The following is a 21826-nucleotide window of genomic DNA, read 5'->3' on the forward strand; positions in this document are numbered from 1 at the left end:
GTGTCGCCCAGGCACGGCGGAATCAGTCACCCTCACTGATCTATCACAAAGTCAGGCACGGCAACATCCGCCGCCGCCCCACCGTGGCACGCGCGGTCTACCTTTGCCGGCTCCGGCGGGGCCCAGGAACGCTCCGCCGTCGGGCGCCCGGCGCCCTACAGGGGCTCGGCCTCGTAGACCACCACGCTGCGCGCGCGCAGCTCGATTTCGCCGGCCTCCACCGGCACCGCCATGCGCTGGGCTTCGGCCTTCATCATCATCGGCGCCGGCATCACCGGGCTGTCGCTCTGCCCCTCGGGGTGGATGGAGGTGATGCGGGTCAGGCGCAGGCCCGCCGCCGCGGCGACGCTCTTCGCCTGCTCGATGGCGTTCTTCACCGCCGCCACCCGCGCCTCCCCTTCCAGCTTGCCCGGCTCCGCCAGGGTGAAAGAGAGGCCGGAGGCCTGATTGGCGCCCGACTGCACCACCTTGTCGAGCAGGGCGCCGAGCTTGCCCAGATCGCGCACCGTGACGCGCACCGCGTTGCGCACTTCGAAGCCCACCAGCTTGGGCGCCTCGCGGGACGGCCCCTGGGGATAGGACATCTGCGGCTGGAGCGAGAAATTGGAGGTGGCGATGTCGGCGTCGGCGACGCCGGCGGCCTTGAGCGCCGCAATGACGTCCGCCACCGCCTTCGAATTGGCGGCCAGCGCCTCGTCGGCGGTCTTCGCGGTGCTCAGCGTCCCGGTGGAGAGAATGGCCATGTCGGGCCGCGCGGTGAGCCGCGCCTCGCCGACCACGGTGATGGTCGCCGCCGCGGCGGGGACGGCAGCGACAGCCATAGCCAGGGCGGCCCAGGTGGCGAAGGCCGCCGCGGCGCGGGCCGGGGCGCGGACGGAGAGGCCGGCCGACGAATGAGCCATGGGATGTTTCCTTGTTCTTGTCCCACCGGGACGACGGCGGGAGACGACCGCGCGAACGCGGCGCCAATGCGGCAGACCTCGCCATCGCCCCCAGTTGTTCCGAAACGGCGGGATTGCTACAGCAGGACGACGGCGGCGCCGACGCACCGCCGCGCCGGGCCCGTAGCTCAATGGTTAGAGCCGACCGCTCATAACGGTCTGGTTGCAGGTTCGAGTCCTGCCGGGCCTACCAACCCTTCCACCCTGCGTACCGTGGCCGGTCGCTCGCTCCAAACGCGCCGAAAGCCTGCGTCCCGCCAGCCTATGCCAAGAGGTCGCTCCATTCGGGGTGGCGGCGGAATTGCGATGCCACGTAGGAACAGAGCGGGGTGATTTTCCGCCCCTGGGCTCGGGCGTCGGCGATCAATGCCCGCACCAGCGAGGCGGCGATGCCGCGGCCTTCGAAGGCGCGCGGGACGCCGGTGTGGGTGACGATCATCGTTCCGTCCGCGAGGCGGTAGGTCATCTCCGCCTCCGCACCGGGACCAAGGGGGATGAAGAAGCGGCCCGCGTTCGGGCCCTCCTCGCGCTGCACGTCACTGGCGGGATCGGCCATGTGTCCTCCGCTGGCATTGCCCCCCCTAGACCTATGGTCGACGCCCGGCAGCACAAGGGGGAGCGAACTCAGGGCCGCTCCGAAGCGGCATTCCCGGGTCCGGAAAAGCTTCCGCCGGCTCAGCCTGGAACGGGCCTGAGCATGCTGCCGATGAGCCGGAAGACATGCACTCGGGCCCAAATGTCGGCCGCGGCGAAGCTGGGGCGGCCCTGCATGTCGCTCCAAAAACGCGCGAGGACCGGCCGCCGGGCGATCTCGTCCCCGAGGCCGACGAAAGCCACGCGCGCGAGGAAGACGGTCCACACCACGTCGGCAAGGCCATAGGCCGGTGGCACGAGAAAGGCGCGGCCATCACGAAGGGCGTGCTCGAGGCGGTCGAGCAGCCCCATGGCCTCCGACCGCCGCCGCGCGTAAAGCTCGATCGCCGCCGCAGGATCGAACGTGCGCACACGCTCTGCGAACAGCGCGGCACGGGCCTCATACGGGCCTGAGAGGTCGGGATTTTCGGCGGCACGGGCGAGAAGGGTCCGCCGGATAGTTTCGAGATGCCGGGGAATGAGGATGCGCGCCAGCGGGTTGCGCGCAATCGCCGTGCCGAAGGTCAGTTCCTCGATGGGGAAGGCATAGTGAAGGTCGAGCCAGGTTTTCGTCTCGCCATCCAGCACCCCTTCGCTCACGCCGAGGCCGTATGCCGCGATGTCCCGGCTCTCGATGAGCACGCGATCTGACAGAACAAGCGTCGGCACCGTCATATGGGGATTGAGCCGCACATAGTCCGGCCTCTGCTGGCCCCTCCGGCGGAGGATGTCCATCAAGACGGGCTCATAGGCGACGCCGCCCTCTGCCAGCGCGAGGCGCGCGATCATCGAGTAGTAGGACGACGGTGCGTGATAGAGCCGCGGCTTGGCACCAGGCTGCGGAATATCCACCATCGGTTCGGCTCCACGGTAGGCCACGCCGAGGCGCGGCGCTGGGTCGACTGGCAAACATCCGGTCGGCCAGCGTCGGGATAACGATGGGTTCTACCCGGTGGTTGCGACCCATCTCACCTTGCGGGGTCGCGCAGGCCGCCTTTGCTAGCCGATCTTGCGGCTCTCGCTCTCGGTCTGGCTTTTGGACCAGTTCACCAGGAAGCCGCGCACGAAATCCTGGAAGGTCATGGTGAGGCGGCGCTTGGCGATGCGCTTGAGCGTCACCAGCACCACCTTCAAGGGCCGCACGCCGTCTTCCAGCTTCACGTTGGCGATCTGCGAGCCGTCGTAGGTGGTGGACAGGGCGGGCTTGAGATTGAGGATCGAATAGCCGAGCCCGTTGCCCACCAACGTGCGCACCGCCTCGAAGGACGAGGAGCGGAAGCGGATATTCGGCTCGAGCCCCAAGGCATAGAACAGGGACAGGAAGTATTCGCGCGTGTGGGGCAGGTCCATCAGGATCATCGGCTCCGCCGCAAGCTCCGCGAGCCGCACGCTGGCGCGCCCGGCAAGGGCGTGGTTCTGCGGCAGCACCACGAAGGCAGGCAGCGTCGCCATGGGCACCGCCTGGAACTGGTCGGAGAGGCCGAGATCGAAAGTGAGCGCGGTCTCGATCCGCCCGCTCCTCAGCCCGTCCAGGATCTCCTCCTGGTCGCCGATCTCGATATGGATGCGGATGTGGGGATAGCGGGCGGAGAACGAGCCCATGATGTTGGCAAACACCACCGGCGCGAGGTTGGTGAAGCAGCCTACCGTGAGCTCCCCTTCCACCGCGTTGCCGAGGGCGCCGGCGATGGTCTCGAATTCGTCCGCGTGGGCGAGCAGCCCGCGCGCCTCCAGCGCCACGATCTCGCCGGACGGGGTCAGCGCCAGCCCCTTGGCCGGCTTGCGCACGAAGAGCTGAAGCCCGACCTGCGCCTCGAACTCGCTGATGGTGGTGGAGACCGAGGCCTGGCTGCGGCCCAGCTTCTCCGCCGCGTTTGCGATGGTCTTGCACTCCGCCACCGTCACGAAGGTGCGCAGGGACCGCAGGGTAAAGCGGTTCATATTTTCCGAACCTCATATTCGGTTTCTTAGGTCTTTTCGAATGCTGCTCCCGCGATACGATGCTTTCAAGTGGTTCGCCGGCAAGCCGCCGGCAAGCGGTGCACAGGCCGAAGGAAGCATCTGGCATGAAAGGTTTTTCTGGGGCAGACGGCAGCCGCCGGACTGTGGTTGCTGCAGCGCACGTCACCGCGCCGCTGTTTGACCTGCGCGGCGGCGTCGCCAAGGCGGTGGCGGTGATCGCCGAGGCCGCGGCGGCGGGTGCCCGGCTGGTGGTGTTTCCGGAATCCTTCATTCCCGGCTTTCCGGTCTGGGCCGGACTCTACCGGCCCATCGACGCCCACCGCTTCTTCCGCCGCTTCGCCGAGAGCGCGCTCCAGTCGGACCGCGGCCCCATCGGCGAGATCGCGGCTGCGGCAGCCCGCCACCGCATCTTCGTCAGCCTCGGCTTTTGCGAGGTGTCGACCACCAGCCCCGGCTGCATGTGGAACGCGCAGGCGCTGATCTCCGACACGGGCGAGATCCTTAACCTGCATCGCAAGCTGGTGCCCACCTTCTACGAGCAATTGTCCTGGAACCGCGGCGACGCGGCGGGCCTGCGGGTGGTCGAGACCTCGTTCGCCCGCATCGGCGGCCTGATCTGCGGCGAGAACAACAACCCGCTCGCCCGCTACGTGCTCATGAGCGAGGGCGAGGAGATCCACTGCTCGTGCTATCCCGCCATCTGGCCGTTCCGCAATCCGCTCGGCGGGGCGCCCTACGACCTGAAGGACGCGATCCGCTTCCGCACCGCCGCCCATGCGTTCGAGGCCAAGGTCTTCTGCGTGGTCGCCGCCGGCGTGCTGGACGAAGCCACCATCGCTGCCGTGAGCGAGGGTGACGACGAGGTGGAGCGCATGATGCGGGCCTGCCCGCGCGCCTCCTCCATGATCGTCGGTCCCACCGGCGAGATTCTCGCCGACCGGCCATCGGACAGCGAGGGTCTCGTGGTGGCGGAGATCGACCTGGCGAGCCTGGTGGAGCTCAAGCAGCACCACGACATGGCGGGCTATTACAATCGCCATGAGCTGTTCTCGCTGCGGGTCCGGCGCGAGCGGCCGCGGCTCCTGGAGAGCATCAGCGAAGATGCGGCGGACCAGGGCGAAGTCGAGCCGCAGGCGCCCTTCGGCGCGGCGGCGGAATAGGAGGGCGCCATGCGAGCGCCCACCGTCCCTGTCCCCTCCGGTTCAGCGCCATCCGCGCCCGCGCCATCAGGCTCTTTCCGCTTCATTCGTCTTGCACGGACGGCCGCTCCGGCCTTGATCGGCGGCGGCGCCGTCCTCCTCTTCCTCCTCGGCTGGTGGATCTCGGCGCAGACGCTCGATCCCATGCGGGTGCCGCAGCCGGCCGACGTGTGGGACGCCGCCGTCCAGCTCGCCACCACCGGCTATGCGGGCGGCACGCTCATGGAGCACACGCTCCACTCCATCCGGCTGGCCTTCCTCGGCTTCGCGGTGGCGGCGGGCTCGGCGCTGCCCATCGGCCTCGCCATGGGCATGAGCCGGAGCGCCGAGGCGGTCTTCGGCCCCATCGTCGCCTTCATCCGCCCCATCCCGCCCCTCGCCTGGATTCCGCTCGCCATCATCTGGTTCGGCCTCGGCGACGGCGCGAAGATCTTCGTGATCTGGTTCACGGCCTTCGTACCGAGCCTCATCAACACCTTCACCGGCGTGCGCAACGTCGATCCCAACATCATCGCCGCCGCCCGCGTGCATGGCGCGGGCACCCGCAGGCTGCTTCTGGACGTCATCATTCCCGGCGCCGCGCCGATGATCTTCTCGGGGCTGCGCGTCTCGCTCCAGGCCTCGTGGATGGCGCTGGTGGCGGCGGAGCTGATCGGCGCCTTCTTCGGCCTCGGCCGGGTGCTGATGACGGCGGCGCAGGACATCTTTCCCGGCATGATCGTCGTCGCCATGGCCATGGTCGCCCTGTGCGGCGCCACCATGACGTGGCTGCTCGGCGTGATCGAGCGGCGCTGCCTGCCCTGGCTGAAGGTGACGCCATGAGCGTGGACATGCTCTCGAAAAGCGGCTCCCGCCCGCTGCGCCGCCGGCCCGCCCGGCGCTGGCTCACCCCCCGCCTGCGGCTGAGTCTGCTGTCCGCCGCGAGCATCACGCTGGCCCTCGGCGTCTGGTTCGCCCTCGCCTGGTCCGGCCTGCTGCCGAAGATGCTGCTGCCCTCGCCGTGGGACGTGGCGCAGGCGCTGGTGAAGAATATCGGCGTGCCCTTCGCCGGCGCGACGCTCCAGCAGCACCTTGTGGCGAGCCTTGGCCGCTTCTTCTCCGGCTTCGCCCTGGCCGTGGTCCTCGGCGTGCCGATGGGGCTGGCCATGGGGTGGTTCGCGCCCTTCCGGCACGCCATCGCGCCCTTCTTCGAGACCTTCCGCTTCATCGCCCCCCTCGCCTGGGTGCCGTTCGCCGCATTGTGGTTCGGCACGGGCGTGGGCGGGCCGATCCTCATCGTCTTTTCCGGCGCCTTCGCCGCCTGCGTCATCAACACCTTCCGCGGGGCGCAGACCGCCGACCCGCGGCTGATCGAGGCCTGCCGCACCATGGGGGCGAGCGATTACCGGCTGATCGTGGACGTGCTGCTGCCCTCGGCGCTGCCCTCCATCATGGCCGGCATCCGCGTGGCGGCGGCGCTGGGCTGGCAATCCCTCATCGGTGCCGAGCTGATCGTCGCCTCCTCGGGCGTCGGCTACCTGATCGTGCAGGGCCAGGGCGCGGTGGAGACCCCCATCGTGATGGCCGGCATGGCCACCATCGGCTTCATCGGTCTCGTGATCGACCTCGGGCTTCGGCAGATCGACGCCCGCATCGGGCGCAACTGGAGGGTGGGCGCATGAGCGGCATCGCATTCAACGACGTCACCCGCTGTTTCGAGCGCAAGGGCGGCACCTATCAGGCCCTCGAACCCGTCTCGCTCCATGTGCCCGATGGCGAGTTCGTCGCCATCGTCGGCCCGTCCGGCTGCGGCAAGACCACCCTACTGCGCCTCGCCGCGGGGCTCGACCATCCCACCACCGGCTCCGTCACCGTGGGCGGGCGGGCGGTGTCGGGGCCCGGTCCCGACCGGGCCGTCGTGTTCCAGCAGTTCGCCCTCCTCCCATGGAAGACGGTGCGCCAGAACATCGGCTTCGGCCTGAAGTGCCGGGGCATGGGCGAGGCCGAGGCCCGGCCGCTGGTGGACCGTTATCTCGCCACCATGCGCCTCGAAGGCCATGGCGACAGCTATCCCCACCAGCTCTCCGGCGGCATGCAGCAGCGCGTCGCCATCGCGCGCTCCTTCATCCTGGAGCCGGAGGTGCTGCTGATGGACGAGCCGTTCGGCGCGCTCGACGCGCAGACCCGCATCGAGATGCAGGAAGAGCTCATCCGCCTCACCGCGCGCCAGCGCCGCACGGTGCTTTTCATCACCCATTCCGTGGAAGAAGCGACCTATCTCGCCGACCGCGTGGTGGTGATGGCGGGACGCCCCGGCTCCATCCGCGAGATCATCGACGTCGCGGCCCTGCGCCAGTCGGAGCGCTGGGCCGAGCGCTCGGTGGAGGAAGTGATGGAGCTCGAATCCTTCATCCGCATCCGCACCCGGCTCTGGCGGCTCCTGCGCTCGGCGGGCGCCCCTGCGGAGGAGGCCACCGGCCGCCTCTCCATCGCCTCGTGACGCGCGCACGACACCGGACCTTCCAGGACATAAGGGGACAAAAGACCATGCCCAGTCGCAGCCCGACCCTCGCCCGCGCCTTCCTTGCCGCGGGGCTTGCCCTTGCCGCCGCGCTCCCGGCCACCGCGCGGGCGGAGACGGTGAACATCTCCTACCAGCCGGCCCTCTACTGGTCGCTGCCCTTCTACATCGCCACCGAAAGGGGCTGGTGGAAGGAGGTGGGCATCGAGCCCAGCTTCTCCACCTTCCCCGCCGGCCCGCAGCAGATCGCGGCGGCGCCGTCCAAGTCCTGGGACATCGGCGGCACCGGCTCGCCGCCCGCGGTGCTCGGTGCGGTGCGCTTCAACCTGCTCACCATCGCCCTTGCGGACGACCAGTCCGACACCGCATGGGTCGCCGCCCGCGCCAAGGATGCCGACGCCATCCTCAAGGATCCCTCCACGCTGAAGGGCAAGGAGATTCTGCTCACCACCAACTCCACCGGCCACTATGCCGCCGTGGCCTGCCTGAAGAAGATGGGCCTCGGCCCCAACGACGTGCGCGTGGTCAATCTCGGCCCGGCGCAGGCCATCGCCGCCTATTCCTCCGGCAACGGCGCCATCGCCGCGGCGTGGCCGCCCTTCTCCTACACGTTGCAGGAGAAGGCCGACACCAAGACGCTCTGCACCGGACGGGACGGCGGGGCGGCGGTAACTGCCGCCGTAGTGGTCCGCGCCGACTATGCCCAGGAGCATCCCGAGATGGTGGCGAAGGTGCTTGCCGTCTACCTGCGCTCCATCGCCTGGCAGAAGAAGCACCGCGCCGAGACGATGCAGTACATGAAGAAATTCTATCCCGAGGGTGGCACGACGCTCTCCGACCACTTCATCGAGATCGATTACGACAAGCGCCCCATCTACACCCTCGACGAGCAGCTCAAGCTGTTCGATCGCTCCAAGGGGCTGTCGGTGATGGACACGTGGCACACCGATCTCGCCGAATATCTGAAGTCCACCGGCACCCTGCAGAAGACGCCGGACGCCAAGGACTACATCACCGACAAGTATCTGAAGATGATCGCCGACGACCCCAAGCTCCGCGCCTTCGCCACAGATGCGAGCTGAGCCGCGCCATGTCGGAGCACCCGGAGCGCCTCTACCCCATGAACCGGCCGGCGGGACATGTCCCGCCGATCATCCGCTATTCCGCGCGCTTCGACCACGCGCCCGGCCACCTCGCGGTGCTGTTCGTGGGGATGGCGGGCGCGGACGACGCCCGAGCCGAGCAGGCCCTGGGGGATTTTCTCGCGGCGGCAGCGGCGGCGCCTTCAGCCCCCGCCTATCTCGATCGCGCGGCCTTCGTCGACGCGGAGGGGCGCCGCACCGTCATGGCAGCCCTCTATTGGCCCGACCGGGACGCCTTCGGCCGCTGGGTCGCGGTGCCGGACATCGCCGCATGGCGCGCGGGCCAGCGCGCCCTTGCCGAGGACCTTGCCCAGTGGTGGGAGCCGGTGAGCACCGTTCCCGAGCGGGCCGAGACCATCGCCTTCGCCGAATATCGCCGCGGGCTCTCCGCCTGCCCCTTCTCGCGCCTCGAGGAGATGGGAGAAACCGGCTATTGGGGCGCCGCGCGCGACCGCATTCCCGCTTCCGGCTGGGACCGGCTCGATGGCGCGGCGGTCCGGCTCGCCCCCCTCGCCGCGCTGCCGGCGGGACGCGGGCAAAGGCTCGCCATCCGTCCGCCGACAGGCCTCACGGTGATCCGCTCCGGCGTCTCCTGGGCCGCCTGTGGCGCCGAGCAGCGCGAGAGCTACGAACGCAACGTGCGGCCGAAGCTCGACGCCGGCATGGACTATCTGCGGGAGAATCCGGCGGAGACGGGATGCCCGGCGCTGCGGCAGGTGGTCCTCACCGATGCCGCCGGGCAGCCGCTGGAAGAAGCCTATTCCCTCGGTCTCTTCCTCTCCCTCCATCATCTGGAGACGTGGGCCAAGCACCATCCGACCCACCTTGCCATCTACCATCGCGCCATGGCCGAACGGCGCAAGTATCAGGAGGCGCTGGAACTGCGCACCTACAACGAGATCTACGTGCTCGACGGCGACGCCTTGGATTTCGAGTACGTCAACTGCCCGCCGTCCACCGGCCTGATCCCCTATTTCGAGGCCCGGATCCTCGAAGCTGCCGCCTGAAGCCACCCATGGCCCTCGATCCCCAGTTTGTCACCATGGCGCTCGTCCTGTCGCTGGTGGTGGCTGGCGCGGCGGTGCTGCGGGGCTTCACCGGCTTCGGCTTCGGCCTGTTCGCCATGCCCTTCGCGTCGGTGTTCATGGATCCGGCCCACGCGGTGCCGGTGGTGCTTATCCTGCAACTCGTCTCCGGCGCGGTGACCCTGCGCAGCGACCTTGCCGCGGTGGACCGGCGCAGCAGCGCCGCCATCACGCTGGCGGGCCTGCCCTTCGTCGCCGTGGGAGCCCTGCTGCTGCATCTGGCGCCGCAGGACGCCATTCGCCTCGTGGTCGGCCTTGTGACCATCGGCGCAGCTTTGGGGCTGGCTCTGGCGCCGCCCGTGCGCTCTCCCCGTCCCGCCCTTTCGGTGGCCTTGCTGGCGGGCGCATCGTCCGGCTTCCTTCAGGGGCTCGTCGCCATGGGCGGGCCGCCCCTCACCGCCTTCTATCTGCGCGGCTGGTTCGCCCCGGCAGCAGCGCGCGCGTCCATGACGTTGGTGTTCTCGCTGTTCTGCGCCGCGCCCCTGATGTTTGGCGCGCTGACGGGCCAGCTCGCCGGCCGCGACCTCACCCTCGCCCTGGTGCTTCTTCCGGCGCTGGTGCTCGGCACGCTGGTGGGAGGAGTGCTGTTCCGCCGCATTCCCGGCGGCCATCGCGCCGTGGCGTTGACCGCCCTGGTCCTCGTCGGTGCGATGGCGACGGTGCGTGGCGCCGCTTTGCTGATCGGCGCCCTGTAGGCGGCCTGCTCGGGCTATCCCGAGGTGCCCCGCACCAGATCCCGGATGCCGGCGCGCAGAGCCTTGCCGGTGGGGCCGGTGGGCAGAGCCTCCACCACATGAACGGCGTCGGGCACCTTGAAGCGCTCCGTCCGTTCCTTGCACCACGCCCGCAGGTCTTCGGGCGACGCGCTGCACCCGGCCTTCAGCACCACGGCCACGTGCAGGGCCTCGCCCAGCCGCGGATCGGGAACGCCCGCGCACAGCACCTGCCCCACGGCCGGATGGGCGGAGAGCATGAGCTCGATCTCCGCCGGCGCGATCTTGTTGCCGCCGCGCGAGACAATCTCCTTGATGCGGCCGATGATCTCCACCATCCCGTCCGGGCGGCGCCGGGCCACGTCGCCGGTGCGGAAAAAGCCCTCGCGGAACGCCTCGGCCGTGAGCGCGGGATTGTCCAGATAGCCGAGCATGCCGAAGGGCGAGCGCACCAGCAGCTCGCCCGCGTCGGGATCGGGCACGCCAGCCGTGCCCGCGGCGATCTCATAGGCGACACCGGGGGTCGGCCGGCCGATGGCGCCACGACCGGTGGCGGCGTCCTGCGGCCGCAGGCAGAAGTCGCAGGAGCCGGTCTCGGTCAGGCCGTAGAGATCGAACACGCCGGCCGAGGGCAGCTGGCGCTCGATTTCGCTGGAGAGATGCGCGCCCAGCCCCTCCCCTCCGGTAAGGATGGCGCGCAGGGCCGGAGCTTCCATCACGCCCTCCGCGAACAGGGTCCGCAGCATGGACGGCACGGTCGCCAGCACCGTCGTGGCCGGCAGGCGGGCGCGCAGCGCGGCCGGCGAGAACTTGCCCACCAGCGACAGCCGGGCGCCCGCCCGCAGCGACAGCAACATCACCCACAGGCCGAAGATGAAGATGAGCTGGAGCGGCAGCACCACCGTGTCGGCCGGCGACAGGCGCAGCAATTCCTGCAAGGCATCAAGCTTGCCGGAAAGCCGGTCATGGCCGAGCACCACGCCCTTGGGCTTGCCGGTGGAGCCGGAGGTGAACACCACCAGCGCAGCCCCCGCCAGCAGCGGCCGCTCCGGCGGGGGCGCATCGGATAACGTCAGCACCTGCCCGTCGGCCATCAGGAAGCGGGGGCGGACCTGCTCCAGCACCGCCGCCCGCGTGGTCTCGGCGGCCCCGGCATGAAGCGGGACGGCGACGCCGCCCGACTGCCAGATGCCGAACACGGCGGCAAGGTCGGCCGCGCGATTCGCCACCGTCACCACCACCGGCTCATCGGGCTTCAGGCCGGCCGCGGCGAGACGCGCGGCAAGGTCGGAGGCCGCCGCGGCGAGTTCGGCGGTGGTGGAGACGCCGCCGTCATCCTCGACCACGCCCGTCGCCGACGACAGGATGCCGGCGAGCGCGCCTTGTTGGCGGGCGGATGTCATCGCCGCCCCCTCACGCGCCGGGGCTGGGAAAGCGGCTGTCGCGCCAGGCGATGGCGGCCCTGAGGCCCTCGCGCCGCGCCACGTCGAAGAAGGCGATCTTGTCGGCGGAGCCGGCGCCCTCGATGGCGAGGTCGATCTCCAGCGCGCTCTCAAGCGCCTGGAGCAGCCCCTGCGTCTCCAGTGCCCGGTTGAGGGCACGCTTCGTCTCCTTGATGAGGCCAGGGTCCACCGCGGCGATGTGGCGGGCGATGCGCAGCACCTCGTCCTCAAGCCGCTCGGCGGCGACCACGCGGTTGATCATGCCGATCTCGGCCGCGCGCCGCGCGCTCACCCGGTCCTCGCCGAGGAGGATGATCTCCTTGGCGATCTTGGGGCCGACGATCCACGGCAGCAGCATCACCACGATGCCGGCGCCGAACTTCAGCTCCGGCTCGCCGAAGAAGGCGTCTTCCGAGGCAATGGTCATGTCGCACGCCAGCGCCAGCTCGCAGGCTCCGGCAAGGCACGGCCCGCGCACCATGGCGATGGTGGGCTTGGGGCAGTGCCAGAACCGCATCACCGTGTCGAAATCCTTGCGCAGCAGCGGCCGCCATTCGTCGACGCCGGCCGGCCGCGCCTCCATCTGCGCCTTCAGGTCGAAGCCGGAGGAGAACGCGCTTCCCGCCCCGCGGACCACCACCGCCCGCACGTTGGGATCGGCCTCGGCCAGGTCCATGGCGGCGGAGATCTCGCCCAGCATCTCCTGGTCGAGGGCGTTGGTGCGCTCGGGCCGGTTGAGGGTGATGAGCGCGACGCCGTCGAGGGTCTCGTACAGGATCTTGGAAAAGGTCATGGGGGCCTCGTCGGAAAACGTCAGCGGCGCCCGCCGGCCATGCTCGCCGCCTCGGGCTTCAGCCTGAGGCGCATCATCGCGAGGACGCCGAGGAAGGGGCCGATGGCGAGCATCAGGAAGGCGTAGCGCCAGCCGAGAAGGTCCACCGCGTAGGGGAGCAGATGGATGCTCACCAGCGTGATGAGAAAGCCGACGCAGGTCTGCACCGTCAGCATGGTGCCCACCAGCGAGCGGTCGGACAGCTCGGTCACCGCGGCGGAGAACTGGGCGGAATCGGAGATCACGGTGACCCCCCACACCAATGCCACCGGCAGCAGCACGAGGGGCGAAGCGCCGAACAGGAAGCCGATGCCCGCCGCGCACAGCCCGCTCACCGTCATGGAAAGGGCGGTGACGAAAGTGCGGCCCATGCGGTCGGCGAGGAAGCCGCCGCCCAGCGCCCCCACGGCGCCGATGGCCACAACGGCGAAGGTGGCAAGGCGCGGATCGAAGGGCGGCGCATCGCCGTAGCGGGCGGCAAAGCTCGCCGCCAGGAAGGCGCCGATCCACGCCCACATGGCGTAGAGCTCCCACATGTGGCCGAAATAGCCAAGATTGGCGAGGCGCAGCGCCGGCCGACGGAACGCATCGAGGGCGTTGGACAGGCGCAGGGGCGGTGCCTTGGCATGGTTGGGGCCGACCTTGGCGAAGCGGATGAGGCCCGCCGCGACCAGCGCGCTCGCGGCTGCCCCCGCCACCGGCGCCCGCCAGTCCAGACCGCCGAGGGCCGCCATGGCGTGGGGCGAGGCGGAGCCGAGGGTCAGCGCCGCCACCAGCATGCCGATGAGCAGCCCGAGGTCGCCCTTGGCCCAGGTGGCGGCGAGCTTCATTCCCACCGGATAGACCCCGGCCATGCACATGCCGGTGATGAACCGCAGGATCGCCACCGCCGGGTGGGTGGGCTCGAACAGCAGGATGGCGCCGTTGGCCAGCGCGGCTATGAGCGCCGAGGTGCAGAACAGGGTGCGCAGGTCCGCCCGGTCGGCCAGCGAGAGCAGCGCGCTCGCCAGCGTGCCGGTGACGAAGCCCGCCTGCACCGAGCTGGTGAGCAGGGCCTCCTGGAAGGGCGACAGGTCCCACTGGGCGCGGATGGCACCCAGTGAGGCCGTGGTCGCAAACCAGGTGGCCATGGCGGCCACCTCCGCGACCACGAGGATCGCGAGGGAAGCCGCCTTGCCCTGCACGCCCGCGGCGGGCTGCGCCGGCACCGCCATATTATCCGGCCTTCTTCAGCATGGGGCAGGCCTCCGGCGACATGGGGCGGAACGCCTCGTCGCCGGGAATGGTGGCGATGAGGGTGAGATAGTCGTACGGCCCCTTGGACTGCTCCGGCGTCTTCACCTGCCACAGATACATGTCGTGGATGGTGCGGCCGTCGGCGCGGATGTGGCCCTTGCCGAAGAGCTTGTCGTCCGTGGGCATCTGCTTCATCTGTGCGACCACGGCGCCGCCGTCGCGCGCCTTGGTCTTGTCCATGGCGGCGATGGCCTTCATCCAGTGCAGCGTGGAGGCGTAGGTGCCGGCCTGGTTCATGGTGGGCATGCGGCCGCCGTTGCGCGCGCCGAACGCCTTGCCGAAGGCGCGGGTGCCGTCGTTCAGGTCCCAGTAGAAGGCGTTGGTCAGCATCAGCCCCTACGCCGTCTTGAGCCCGAGGGAGTGGATATCGGACAGGAAGATGAGCAGGCTGACAAGCTTCTGCTTCTGCGACAGGCCGAACTCGGCCGCCTGCTTCACCGAATTGATGGTATCGCCGCCGGAGTTGGCCAGCGCCACCACCTTCGCCCCAGAGCCCTGCGCCTGGAGGATGAAGGAGGAGAAATCCGAGGTTTGGAACGGCGCCAGCGCATGGCCGAGCACCTGCCCACCGTTGGCCTTCACCACCTCGGCGGCGTCGCGCTCAAGGGCGTGGCCGAAGGCATAGTCCGCCGTGAGGAAATACCAGGACGTGCCGCCCTGCTTTATCATGGCCCGCGCGGTGCCGTTGGCGAGCGCCCAGGTATCGTACGTCCAGTGGATGGTGTTGGGGGTGCAGGCCTTGCCGGTGAGATCGGAGCTGCCGGCGCTGGCCACAAGGAACACCTTGTTCTTGTCGCGGGTGATGTCGGCCACCGCCAGCGCCACCGAGGAGGTGGGCACGTCCACGATGGCGTCCACCTTGTCGAGATCGTACCAGCGCCGCGCGATGGACGAGCCGACGTCTGCCTTGTTCTGGTGATCGGCCGAAACCACCTCGACCTTGAATCCGTGCGTCTCGGGCTTGAAATCCTCCACCGCCATCTGCGCGGCGGTGACTGAGCCGGACCCGGCGATGTCGGAATAGAGGCTGGACTGGTCGTTGAGCACGCCGATGCGGAAGGTGGGCATGTCTTCCGCATGGGCTGCGACCACGCATGTCAGCATGGTCGCCGCGGCGATGGCAGCGCGCATATCTCTCTCCCTGGCATTTATGTGCCGCGGCGTCTGCGTCCGCGATCGTCCCAACGAAAAGGCCCATTCCACTATTTGTCAAACAAATAATTTTTGGTTGATTTGACAGGTGAGTTCTGAGACCAAGGACTGGAGAAATCGCATCCGGACCCTTGCCCGATGGAACCCACCTACGGCCAGATCGTCACCACCAGCGCCGCCAGTCAGATCGCCGACCAGCTCCAGCAGGCGATCATGGACGGCCGGCTGAAGGTGGACGAGCGCCTGCCCACCGAGGAAGAGCTGGCGGCCCAGTTCGGCGTCTCCCGGCCGACCGTGCGGGAGGCGCTGAAGCGGCTCGCCGCGCGCCACCTCATCCGTTCCCGTCGCGGCCCCTCGGGCGGCACCTTCGTAACGGGCCCCTCGCCGGAGGAACTCGCCACGAGCCTCGGCACCTCTGTGACGCTGATGGTGGCGAGCGGCGGCATCACGCTGGAGGAAATGGCGACCGCCCGGCTGGAGATGGAGGCCGTCTGCTGCCGGCTCGCCGCGCAGAACCGCACGGATGCCCATCTCGCGGCGCTGGAGGCGGAGATCGCCATCCAGAAGACCGCCACCATTTCGGACCAGGATTTCTGTGCCTCGGACGTGCGCTTTCACCGCGCCGTGGTGGACGCGGCCGGCAATGCGCTGCTGCGTTTCCTGATGAACGCGGTGGTGGAAGCGCTCATGCCGGTGAGCAACATGATCATCTTCCGGGTGCGCGACCGCAAGGAGATCGTCTCCCACCACGAGCGCATGCTCGCCGCGCTCACCGCGCGCGACGGCGCCGCGGCTGTGGAGGCGCTCGGCGGCCTCGTGCTCTATATCCGTGCCCAGTACGCCAAGGCCGACGAGGCCCGAAAGGCGCGCCAGCCATAAGGGCGGCTCGCGCCGCGCAATGCCCCTGCCCCGTGCCTGCCCGACAGAGGGCCGGCGACCGACCGCCCGCCCTTAAGCGCGGGCGCCCAGCGACCCCAAGAACGAGGCGAACTCCCATGAGCACCGACACCTTCCAGGCCCTCATGGCCCGCAAGACCGAGGGCGGCCAGGCGGTCGCGCTGGAATCCATCACCGAGGCGGACCTGCCCGACGCCGCCGTGACGGTGGACGTGGAATATTCCTCCTTCAACTACAAGGACGGCCTCGCGCTAAAAGGCATGAGCCGCATCCTGCGCACCTTCCCCATGGTCCCGGGCATTGATTTCGCCGGGACGGTCCGCGCCAGCGCCGACCCGGCCTTTGCCCCCGGCGACAAGGTGGTGCTCACCGGCTGGGGTGTCGGCGAAAGCTGGTCCGGCGGCTTTGCCCAGCGCGCCAAGGTGAAGGGCGAATGGCTGGTGAAGCTGCCGGCGGGCCTCACCACCCGCCAGGCGATGGCCATCGGCACCGCCGGTCTCACCGCCATGCTCTGCGTGGATGCTCTTGAGCGCTACGGCATCACGCCGGGCGGTGACGTGCTGGTGACGGGCGCGGCGGGCGGCGTCGGCAGCGTGGCGGTGCGGCTCCTGTCGCGCCTCGGCTACAAGGTCAGCGCGCTGACCGGCCGCCGCACCGAGGAGGACTTCCTCAAGAGCCTCGGCGCCAGCGCCATCGTCGACCGCGAGACCTACGCCGCCGCCGGTAAGCCCCTCGCCGGGGAACGCTGGCACGGCGCGGTGGATACGGTGGGCGGCCAGATCCTTGCCAACGTGCTGGCCGCGACCGCCTATGGCGGCGCCGTTGCGGCCTGCGGCCTCGCCGCCGCCACGGACCTGCCCACCACCGTCTTCCCCTTCATCCTGCGCAACGTGGCGCTCCTCGGGGTGGATTCGGTGAACTGCCCCCTCGCGCGCCGCACCATGGCCTGGGAGCGCATCGCCGAGCTGCTCGACCCGGCCGACATCGAGGCCGTGACGCGCGAGGTCGGCCTCGACGCGTTGCCCGAGCTTGCCGACGACATCATCGCCGGGCGCGTCCGTGGCCGCACGGTGGTCCGCACCTAGCACCTGGGCAAGCGATGGACGCGCGGCACCGGCCTCGCGTTCATGGCCATCCGCGGCGAGGCCGGCACCGAAGCCGATATACCACATAACGCAAGGGGATGGCGCCCCAGCGCGCGCCGGTATCGACCGTGATTCGGCTCCCATCGGCACCGGCTGATGGGCGCGGAGGGGCAAGTATTCGCCGACACGATTTCGGCGAATCTCAGCATTTGCGCGGCCGCTTCCAAATCCATGATGCGACGCACCCCGGCGACGGGACTGCCGGCGCCCGTCGCGGCTTGTGGCCGTGCGGCGGCTGTGGTTCCCTGTTCCCGACACAGCATCGCGGAGCAAGCATGGCCCGGGGCCAGCAGGAGCGGACCGTCGGGTCGGCCGCAGCGCAGGCGCTGCCGACCCGCCGGGCAGCGCTGGCCGCGGTGGCCGGCGGAAGCGTTCTTGCGCTCTTGCCCGACGCTGCCCGTGCGGACGCCACCACCGGGCCGGCCCGCACCCAGGACGAAGGCTTCATGCGGGAGGCCCTCGCCATGGCGGCCGAGGGCGATACGCCGTTTGGCACGGTCATCGTCCGCGACGGGCAGGTGATGGCGCGGGGGCCGAACCTGACGCGCCGCCTCGCCGATCCCACCGCCCATGGGGAGATGGTGGCCATCCGCCGCTTCCTCGCCGCGCGGACGCCGGAGGAACTGAAGGGCACAACCCTTTATTCGTCGGGCGAACCGTGCGCCATGTGCATGGGCGCGATCCTGTGGTGCGGCATCGACCGCGTGGTCTACGGCGCCTCGACCCAGGACCTCGCCGCCCGCATCACCCGCCTGCCCATGCCGGCCCTGACCATCGCCACCGCCATGGCCCAGCAGGCGCCTTTCCTGAAGGTGGAGATCACCGGCGGCGTTCTGCGGGACGAGGCGCTGGCCCTGTTCGAAACGGTAAAGACCAAGCCATGAGGCGCCGGCCGAATATCGCGCGCCCGTCACAGCGAACTGGCGCAAATAATCCTGTCATCATGAGGCCATTCGTCATGGGAACATGCGACATGGCGGGACGCGGGCCGGGGTCAGGACCCGGGCGAGGAGCGCCGACGCCGTGATCGAACTTCTGCTCATCCTGTACGGCACCGAGACAACCCGGCGGCGATGGTGGGTGCTGGCGCTCGCCGGCGCGGTCTGGTTCGCCCTCGGCGCCTTTTTCTTCGCCAATGCGCTGATCGACGAATACCGCATCAATCCCATCTATTTCGCCATCCCCCTCGCCATCGATGGCGCGGCGGCGCTACTCGGCGGCCTCGGAATCACGGGGGCCGGCCGCGCGCTGCGCTTCAGCAAGGCCGCCATGTTTTTCGCCCTCGCCCTCATCGTGCTGGTGACGGCGGGACGCGCCGACATGGTGGTAGGGATTGCCGCCGGCGTCTTCCTCGTGGGCGATGCGTGCTGGCGGGCCGGCACGGTCTATCTCGTCCGGTTCGAGGGATGGCACCGGGCGATGCTCATCGCGGCGTTCGAATTCGTCATCGGCATCTGGTTCATCTCGCCCTGGCCCACCCACTGGCGCGGCTCCATCGGCGTCGACGTGGGGATGCTGTTGATGCTCTCCGCCGTCAACACCATTGCCTTCGCCATCCGCCTCGCGCGGCTGCCGCCCGGCGTTCCGTTCTCAAAGGCGGTGCGCGAGGGACTGCTCGACCCGGGCGCTGCGGAGCGGTCCCCAGACGCGGTGGACGCCGTCTCCCCCATCCTGACGGACGAGAGCAAGGCCCGGCGCGGATCGGTGATCGTCCACGTCTGGACACCCACCGGGGCCATCGCGCGTGTCGATCACGCCATCAGCCGTTATATCGCCGCCCACGATTCCAGCGGCACCATCTCCACCGGCCATGCCGCGCTGGAGATGGCGGACATCTACATCAGCCATTATCCGGCGGTGGAGATCGAGCGGTCGCCCGAGGACTTTCGCCGGGTGCTGCGGGCGACCCACGACAACGACGTGGCGGGCCGCTTTCTGCCGAGCCACGCCGAGGAGGTGGCCGACTGGTGCGAGCCCACCATGAACGTGCAGATCTCCGGGATCGACGAGGCCGCGCTGCGCCGCTTCTGGCAGCACTACAGCCGCAACACGACCTACAACCTCACCAGCCGCAACTGCTCCAGCACCGTCGCGGCGGCGCTGGATGCGGGGCTGGAGGGCATCTTCGCGCCCTATGCGCGATCGCCCTATTTCCTGCTCCGCCTCTGCTTCAGCCCCGAGCTTCTCGTCGCCACGCGGATGCGGCGCCGGGCGGCGTCGATGGCATGGACGCCCGGGCTCGTGCTCGATTACGCGCGGGCCCTGTCCTACATCGTCACCCTTCCGGAGCGGTTGCACCTCAAGACGCCCGAGCGGCCATCAGGGGAGCTGGCGATCCGGTGAGCCGAGGGCGAGATCGACAGGATTGCGTGCACCGGCGTCACGCGAATTTAACGTCCAGATGGTCAGTTTCGCCGACCTCACGACAGGTTTGACGCTGCAGAATTCTACGAGACAGCGGGAGCGACGACATGTGCATCAACTGCGATCTGAATGAGATTCTCGGCGGGTTCGTGAGCGGGCCGGTTGCGCCGGCCGCATCGGCCATGAAGCTCAACCGCCGCCGCTTCATGGGTGCGGCCCTCGCCTGCACCGCAGTTGCGGCCAACGGCGCCGTGCTGGCGCAGCCCGCCGACGGCGCCACCCTCATCCTGCGGGGCGGCAAGGTCTATACCCAGAATCCCGCGCAGCCCTGGGCCCAGGCGTTGGCGGTGAACGGCAAGACCATCGCCGCCGTCGGCTCCGATGCCGAGATCGACAAGCTCAAGGGTCCCGGCACAAAGGTGGTAGAGCTCAACGGCCGCCTCGTGATGCCCGGCTTCGTCGAAGGCCACATTCACCCCTTCCTCGGGTCGTTCCTCACCTCCGGCGTCGACCTGCAGGTGGCCGACCGCGAGGAGATGTTCAAGGTCATCGAGCGCCACGCGAAGGCCCATCCCACGGGCAACATCCGCGGCTTCGGCTGGCGGGTGGACATGTTCCCGCCCGAGGGGCCCACCCGGCAGGAGCTGGACCGCATCATTCCCGACCGCCCGGCCTTCTTCTTCGCCATCGACGGCCACAGCCTGTGGGCCAATTCCAAGGCGCTGGAGATGGCCAAGATCGGCAAGGACACGCCGGATCCGGTGCCCCGCTTCAGCTATTATGTGCGCGACGAGAAGGGCTATCCCACCGGCTACGTGCTCGAGGTCAACGCCGTGCTGGCGCTGGTCAATGCGGTGGAGAGCATCTCGCCCGCCGGCATGGCCAATCTGATGGAGGAGTGGCTTCCCAAGGCGTCCGCCGCGGGCATCACCTCCATCTTCGATGCCGGCGTGCCGCCCATCGGCGCCGACCAGGCGGCGGTGCTCTCCTTCTACACCTCCCTCGACAAGGCCGGCCGTCTGCCGTTCCGCGTTGTCGGGTCCTACATCGTGAAGTCGCCGCCCATCGACGACGCGGTGAAGGAGCTTCAGGAGGTGCGCAAGGCGGTGTCCTCCGAGCTCGTGGACATCTCCGTGATGAAGATCGTGGGCGACGGCACCCAGGAGGGGTACACGGCCTGGCTGGTCGAGCCCTATTCCGACAAGCCGGATTTCCGCGGCGCCTCGCCCTTCTCCGTCGAGGAGTGGATGAAACTGGTGGGCGACACCGATGCCGCCGGCTTCGATCTGCACATCCATGCGTGCGGCGACGGCACGGCGCGGGTGGCGCTCGACGCCATCGAGAAGGCCATCGCCACCAACCCGCAGCGCGAGCGGCGCCATACCATCGCGCATCTCGTCTACGTCACCGACGAGGACATCCCGCGCTTCGGCAAGCTGAAGGTGAACTCGCAGTTTTCCGCCAACTGGTTCTCCGCCGATCCCGACACCGCGGGCATCCTGGTCGATCGCTATGGCGAGCGGCAGAAGAAGCTCTACCGCGCCAAGTCCGCCCTGAAGGCCGGCGGCGGCATCTCGTTCGGCACCGACTGGCCGGCGGCCGGCTACTTCTCCACCTTCAAGCCGCTCGATTCCATTCAGATCGCGGTCACACGCCAGCTCATCGGAAAGGCCGACAATCCTGTGCTGGGGCCGCTGGACGAGCGCCTGACGGTGGCTGAGGCGGTGCATGCGGCGACGCTGGGTGCCGCCCGCCAGATCCGCCTGGAAAACAAGGTCGGAACGCTCGAGCCGGGCAAGTTCGCCGATCTCGTGGTCCTCGAGCGCAACATATTCGAGGGCGACGTGCACGACATTGCCGCGACACGGATCGACCTGACGCTGATGAACGGCAAGGCCGTCCACGGCACGGTGTGAGCCTCCGCCGGGTCAAAGCCGGCGTCTAGAAGTCCGCGGCGGACAGTCGGTTGAAGTTCTGCCGCCGTCGGGCATAGACGCCAGACGCCACGCGCTCGATGCGGGCGCGGTTCACGTCGAAGACCTGAAGCGAGGCCGCCTCGTCGTGGCCCGCCTTGGGGCTGAAGCGGTGCAGCACTTCCGCATCCACATGGAATGCGATCTCGAACGTGGAATCGTGCCCCCAGAAGGTGACGCACTGCCGTGCCGGATCAAAGATGCGGCTGGCGTTAGGGAAATGCAGCGGCATCGTTTCTCTCCGTGCTGATGACCGGCCTGGAGCGACGGCGTCAGCCGGCCTCCGATTGCTTGCGGTCCCGCGACAGGGCGTCCTCGAGGTCCGCGGCGTCGATGGACAGGCAGCTCGTGCGCCCTTCCGACGCGGAAACGGCGGGCGTGTAGAGCAGGGTCTGGACGCGCCTGTAGGCGAGGAAGGAGATGCCCGGAATCGGTTCCTCGTCGATCGCCACGCGATAGACGCCCGCCGGCAGAATGCCCTCGGTCCCGCGCACGCGGAACGGATGGGCGAACGTCACGGTGGTCTGCTGGGTTCGCACGTTCATCGCAC

General features: G+C 69.1%; 21 protein-coding genes, 1 tRNA gene and 1 pseudogene. 13 read left to right on the forward strand and 10 right to left on the reverse strand.

Features of this window, described 5'->3' with window-relative positions; all coding sequences use genetic code 11:
* Positions 1-155 precede the first annotated feature (155 nt).
* A complete protein-coding gene (locus ABLE93_RS01315; RefSeq protein ID WP_348837374.1) occupies positions 156-902 on the reverse strand; it encodes an SIMPL domain-containing protein in 747 nt (248 codons plus the stop codon).
* Positions 903-1058: 156 nt separating this feature from the next.
* Here ABLE93_RS01315 and ABLE93_RS01320 point away from each other — a divergent pair.
* Positions 1059-1134, forward strand: a tRNA-Ile gene (locus tag ABLE93_RS01320).
* Between the two features lie 69 nt (positions 1135-1203).
* Here the strand turns inward: ABLE93_RS01320 and ABLE93_RS01325 are convergent.
* The 3 genes from ABLE93_RS01325 to ABLE93_RS01335 all read right to left on the reverse strand — a co-directional run bounded on the left by ABLE93_RS01325 (position 1204) and on the right by ABLE93_RS01335 (position 3515).
* Positions 1204-1497, reverse strand: a complete 294-nt coding sequence (locus tag ABLE93_RS01325; protein WP_348837376.1) for a GNAT family N-acetyltransferase — start codon at positions 1495-1497, stop codon at positions 1204-1206.
* Between the two features lie 119 nt (positions 1498-1616).
* Entirely contained in the window at positions 1617-2429 is an 813-nt protein-coding gene (locus ABLE93_RS01330) for a glutathione S-transferase family protein (RefSeq protein WP_348837377.1), read from the reverse strand.
* Between the two features lie 144 nt (positions 2430-2573).
* Positions 2574-3515, reverse strand: a complete 942-nt coding sequence (locus tag ABLE93_RS01335) for a LysR family transcriptional regulator (protein ID WP_348837378.1) — start codon at positions 3513-3515, stop codon at positions 2574-2576.
* Positions 3516-3640: 125 nt separating this feature from the next.
* On the opposite strand from ABLE93_RS01335, the gene ABLE93_RS01340 reads away from it, so the two are divergent.
* The 7 genes from ABLE93_RS01340 (at position 3641) to ABLE93_RS01370 (ending at position 10157) form a co-directional block, all read left to right on the forward strand.
* Positions 3641-4696 carry a nitrilase-related carbon-nitrogen hydrolase gene (locus tag ABLE93_RS01340; RefSeq protein ID WP_348837380.1) on the forward strand — a complete coding sequence of 352 codons (1056 nt, stop codon included), beginning with the start codon at positions 3641-3643 and terminating at the stop codon, positions 4694-4696.
* A 114-nt stretch (positions 4697-4810) separates the two neighbouring features.
* Entirely contained in the window at positions 4811-5557 is a 747-nt protein-coding gene (locus tag ABLE93_RS01345) for an ABC transporter permease (RefSeq protein ID WP_348837382.1), read from the forward strand.
* On the forward strand, positions 5554-6396 hold the full coding sequence (locus ABLE93_RS01350; RefSeq protein ID WP_348837383.1) for an ABC transporter permease: 843 nt from the start codon (positions 5554-5556) through the stop codon (positions 6394-6396). The genes ABLE93_RS01345 and ABLE93_RS01350 overlap by 4 nt, the downstream gene beginning before the upstream one ends.
* Positions 6393-7214, forward strand: coding sequence for an ABC transporter ATP-binding protein (locus tag ABLE93_RS01355; protein ID WP_348837384.1), 822 nt, complete (start codon positions 6393-6395; stop codon positions 7212-7214). The genes ABLE93_RS01350 and ABLE93_RS01355 overlap by 4 nt, the downstream gene beginning before the upstream one ends.
* Positions 7215-7261: 47 nt before the next feature.
* Positions 7262-8317, forward strand: coding sequence for an ABC transporter substrate-binding protein (locus tag ABLE93_RS01360; protein WP_348837385.1), 1056 nt, complete (start codon positions 7262-7264; stop codon positions 8315-8317).
* An 8-nt stretch (positions 8318-8325) separates the two neighbouring features.
* Positions 8326-9384, forward strand: coding sequence for a phenylacetaldoxime dehydratase family protein (locus tag ABLE93_RS01365; RefSeq protein WP_348837387.1), 1059 nt, complete (start codon positions 8326-8328; stop codon positions 9382-9384).
* Between the two features lie 8 nt (positions 9385-9392).
* Positions 9393-10157, forward strand: coding sequence for a TSUP family transporter (locus tag ABLE93_RS01370; RefSeq protein WP_348837389.1), 765 nt, complete (start codon positions 9393-9395; stop codon positions 10155-10157).
* A gap of 14 nt (positions 10158-10171) precedes the next feature.
* Here the strand turns inward: ABLE93_RS01370 and ABLE93_RS01375 are convergent, their stop codons facing one another.
* The 4 genes and pseudogenes from ABLE93_RS01375 to ABLE93_RS01390 form a co-directional block, all read right to left on the reverse strand.
* Complete coding sequence (locus ABLE93_RS01375) at positions 10172-11578, reverse strand: class I adenylate-forming enzyme family protein (RefSeq protein ID WP_348837390.1); 1407 nt, start codon at positions 11576-11578, stop codon at positions 10172-10174.
* 10 nt (positions 11579-11588) lie between these two features.
* On the reverse strand, positions 11589-12410 hold the full coding sequence (locus ABLE93_RS01380; RefSeq protein WP_348837391.1) for an enoyl-CoA hydratase/isomerase family protein: 822 nt from the start codon (positions 12408-12410) through the stop codon (positions 11589-11591).
* 20 nt (positions 12411-12430) lie between these two features.
* The gene (locus ABLE93_RS01385) at positions 12431-13663 is read right to left on the reverse strand and encodes an MFS transporter (protein WP_348837392.1); all 1233 of its coding nucleotides are present in this window, start codon (positions 13661-13663) and stop codon (positions 12431-12433) included.
* Position 13664: 1 nt separating this feature from the next.
* A pseudogene (locus ABLE93_RS01390) lies at positions 13665-14876 on the reverse strand (ABC transporter substrate-binding protein).
* 159 nt (positions 14877-15035) lie between these two features.
* Here ABLE93_RS01390 and ABLE93_RS01395 point away from each other — a divergent pair.
* The 5 genes from ABLE93_RS01395 (at position 15036) to ABLE93_RS01415 (ending at position 21219) form a co-directional block, all read left to right on the forward strand.
* Positions 15036-15776 carry a FadR/GntR family transcriptional regulator gene (locus ABLE93_RS01395; protein ID WP_348837393.1) on the forward strand — a complete coding sequence of 247 codons (741 nt, stop codon included), beginning with the start codon at positions 15036-15038 and terminating at the stop codon, positions 15774-15776.
* A 116-nt stretch (positions 15777-15892) separates the two neighbouring features.
* Positions 15893-16879 carry an acrylyl-CoA reductase (NADPH) gene (gene acuI / locus ABLE93_RS01400; protein ID WP_348837394.1) on the forward strand — a complete coding sequence of 329 codons (987 nt, stop codon included), beginning with the start codon at positions 15893-15895 and terminating at the stop codon, positions 16877-16879.
* Positions 16880-17214: 335 nt separating this feature from the next.
* On the forward strand, positions 17215-17823 hold the full coding sequence (locus tag ABLE93_RS01405; protein WP_348837396.1) for a nucleoside deaminase: 609 nt from the start codon (positions 17215-17217) through the stop codon (positions 17821-17823).
* Between the two features lie 139 nt (positions 17824-17962).
* Complete coding sequence (locus ABLE93_RS01410) at positions 17963-19282, forward strand: protease (protein WP_348837397.1); 1320 nt, start codon at positions 17963-17965, stop codon at positions 19280-19282.
* Positions 19283-19410: 128 nt separating this feature from the next.
* Complete coding sequence (locus ABLE93_RS01415) at positions 19411-21219, forward strand: amidohydrolase (protein ID WP_348837399.1); 1809 nt, start codon at positions 19411-19413, stop codon at positions 21217-21219.
* Between the two features lie 25 nt (positions 21220-21244).
* On the opposite strand, the gene ABLE93_RS01420 is transcribed toward ABLE93_RS01415, so the two are convergent.
* Both ABLE93_RS01420 and ABLE93_RS01425 read right to left on the reverse strand, forming a co-directional pair.
* On the reverse strand, positions 21245-21508 hold the full coding sequence (locus tag ABLE93_RS01420; protein WP_348837401.1) for a DUF1488 family protein: 264 nt from the start codon (positions 21506-21508) through the stop codon (positions 21245-21247).
* A 40-nt stretch (positions 21509-21548) separates the two neighbouring features.
* A complete protein-coding gene (locus tag ABLE93_RS01425) occupies positions 21549-21821 on the reverse strand; it encodes a hypothetical protein (protein ID WP_348837402.1) in 273 nt (90 codons plus the stop codon).
* Positions 21822-21826: the final 5 nt, after the last annotated feature.

Source organism: Xanthobacter pollutisoli, assembly GCF_040044995.1.
Classification (GTDB): Bacteria; Pseudomonadota; Alphaproteobacteria; order Rhizobiales; family Xanthobacteraceae; genus Xanthobacter.

Bases quoted from the DNA above. Each gene is read 5' to 3' on its own strand.
- ABLE93_RS01315 (WP_348837374.1), bottom strand. From the start codon at position 902: ATGGCTCATTCGTCGGCCGGCCTCTCCGTCCGCGCCCCGGCCCGCGCC.
- ABLE93_RS01325 (WP_348837376.1), bottom strand. From the start codon at position 1,497: ATGGCCGATCCCGCCAGTGACGTGCAGCGCGAGGAGGGCCCGAACGCG.
- ABLE93_RS01330 (WP_348837377.1), bottom strand. From the start codon at position 2,429: ATGGTGGATATTCCGCAGCCTGGTGCCAAGCCGCGGCTCTATCACGCA.
- ABLE93_RS01335 (WP_348837378.1), bottom strand. From the start codon at position 3,515: ATGAACCGCTTTACCCTGCGGTCCCTGCGCACCTTCGTGACGGTGGCG.
- ABLE93_RS01340 (WP_348837380.1), top strand. From the start codon at position 3,641: ATGAAAGGTTTTTCTGGGGCAGACGGCAGCCGCCGGACTGTGGTTGCT.
- ABLE93_RS01350 (WP_348837383.1), top strand. From the start codon at position 5,554: ATGAGCGTGGACATGCTCTCGAAAAGCGGCTCCCGCCCGCTGCGCCGC.
- ABLE93_RS01355 (WP_348837384.1), top strand. From the start codon at position 6,393: ATGAGCGGCATCGCATTCAACGACGTCACCCGCTGTTTCGAGCGCAAG.
- ABLE93_RS01360 (WP_348837385.1), top strand. From the start codon at position 7,262: ATGCCCAGTCGCAGCCCGACCCTCGCCCGCGCCTTCCTTGCCGCGGGG.
- ABLE93_RS01365 (WP_348837387.1), top strand. From the start codon at position 8,326: ATGTCGGAGCACCCGGAGCGCCTCTACCCCATGAACCGGCCGGCGGGA.
- ABLE93_RS01370 (WP_348837389.1), top strand. From the start codon at position 9,393: ATGGCCCTCGATCCCCAGTTTGTCACCATGGCGCTCGTCCTGTCGCTG.
- ABLE93_RS01375 (WP_348837390.1), bottom strand. From the start codon at position 11,578: ATGACATCCGCCCGCCAACAAGGCGCGCTCGCCGGCATCCTGTCGTCG.
- ABLE93_RS01380 (WP_348837391.1), bottom strand. From the start codon at position 12,410: ATGACCTTTTCCAAGATCCTGTACGAGACCCTCGACGGCGTCGCGCTC.
- ABLE93_RS01385 (WP_348837392.1), bottom strand. From the start codon at position 13,663: ATGGCGGTGCCGGCGCAGCCCGCCGCGGGCGTGCAGGGCAAGGCGGCT.
- ABLE93_RS01395 (WP_348837393.1), top strand. From the start codon at position 15,036: ATGGAACCCACCTACGGCCAGATCGTCACCACCAGCGCCGCCAGTCAG.
- acuI (WP_348837394.1), top strand. From the start codon at position 15,893: ATGAGCACCGACACCTTCCAGGCCCTCATGGCCCGCAAGACCGAGGGC.
- ABLE93_RS01405 (WP_348837396.1), top strand. From the start codon at position 17,215: ATGGCCCGGGGCCAGCAGGAGCGGACCGTCGGGTCGGCCGCAGCGCAG.
- ABLE93_RS01415 (WP_348837399.1), top strand. From the start codon at position 19,411: ATGTGCATCAACTGCGATCTGAATGAGATTCTCGGCGGGTTCGTGAGC.
- ABLE93_RS01420 (WP_348837401.1), bottom strand. From the start codon at position 21,508: ATGCCGCTGCATTTCCCTAACGCCAGCCGCATCTTTGATCCGGCACGG.
- ABLE93_RS01425 (WP_348837402.1), bottom strand. From the start codon at position 21,821: ATGAACGTGCGAACCCAGCAGACCACCGTGACGTTCGCCCATCCGTTC.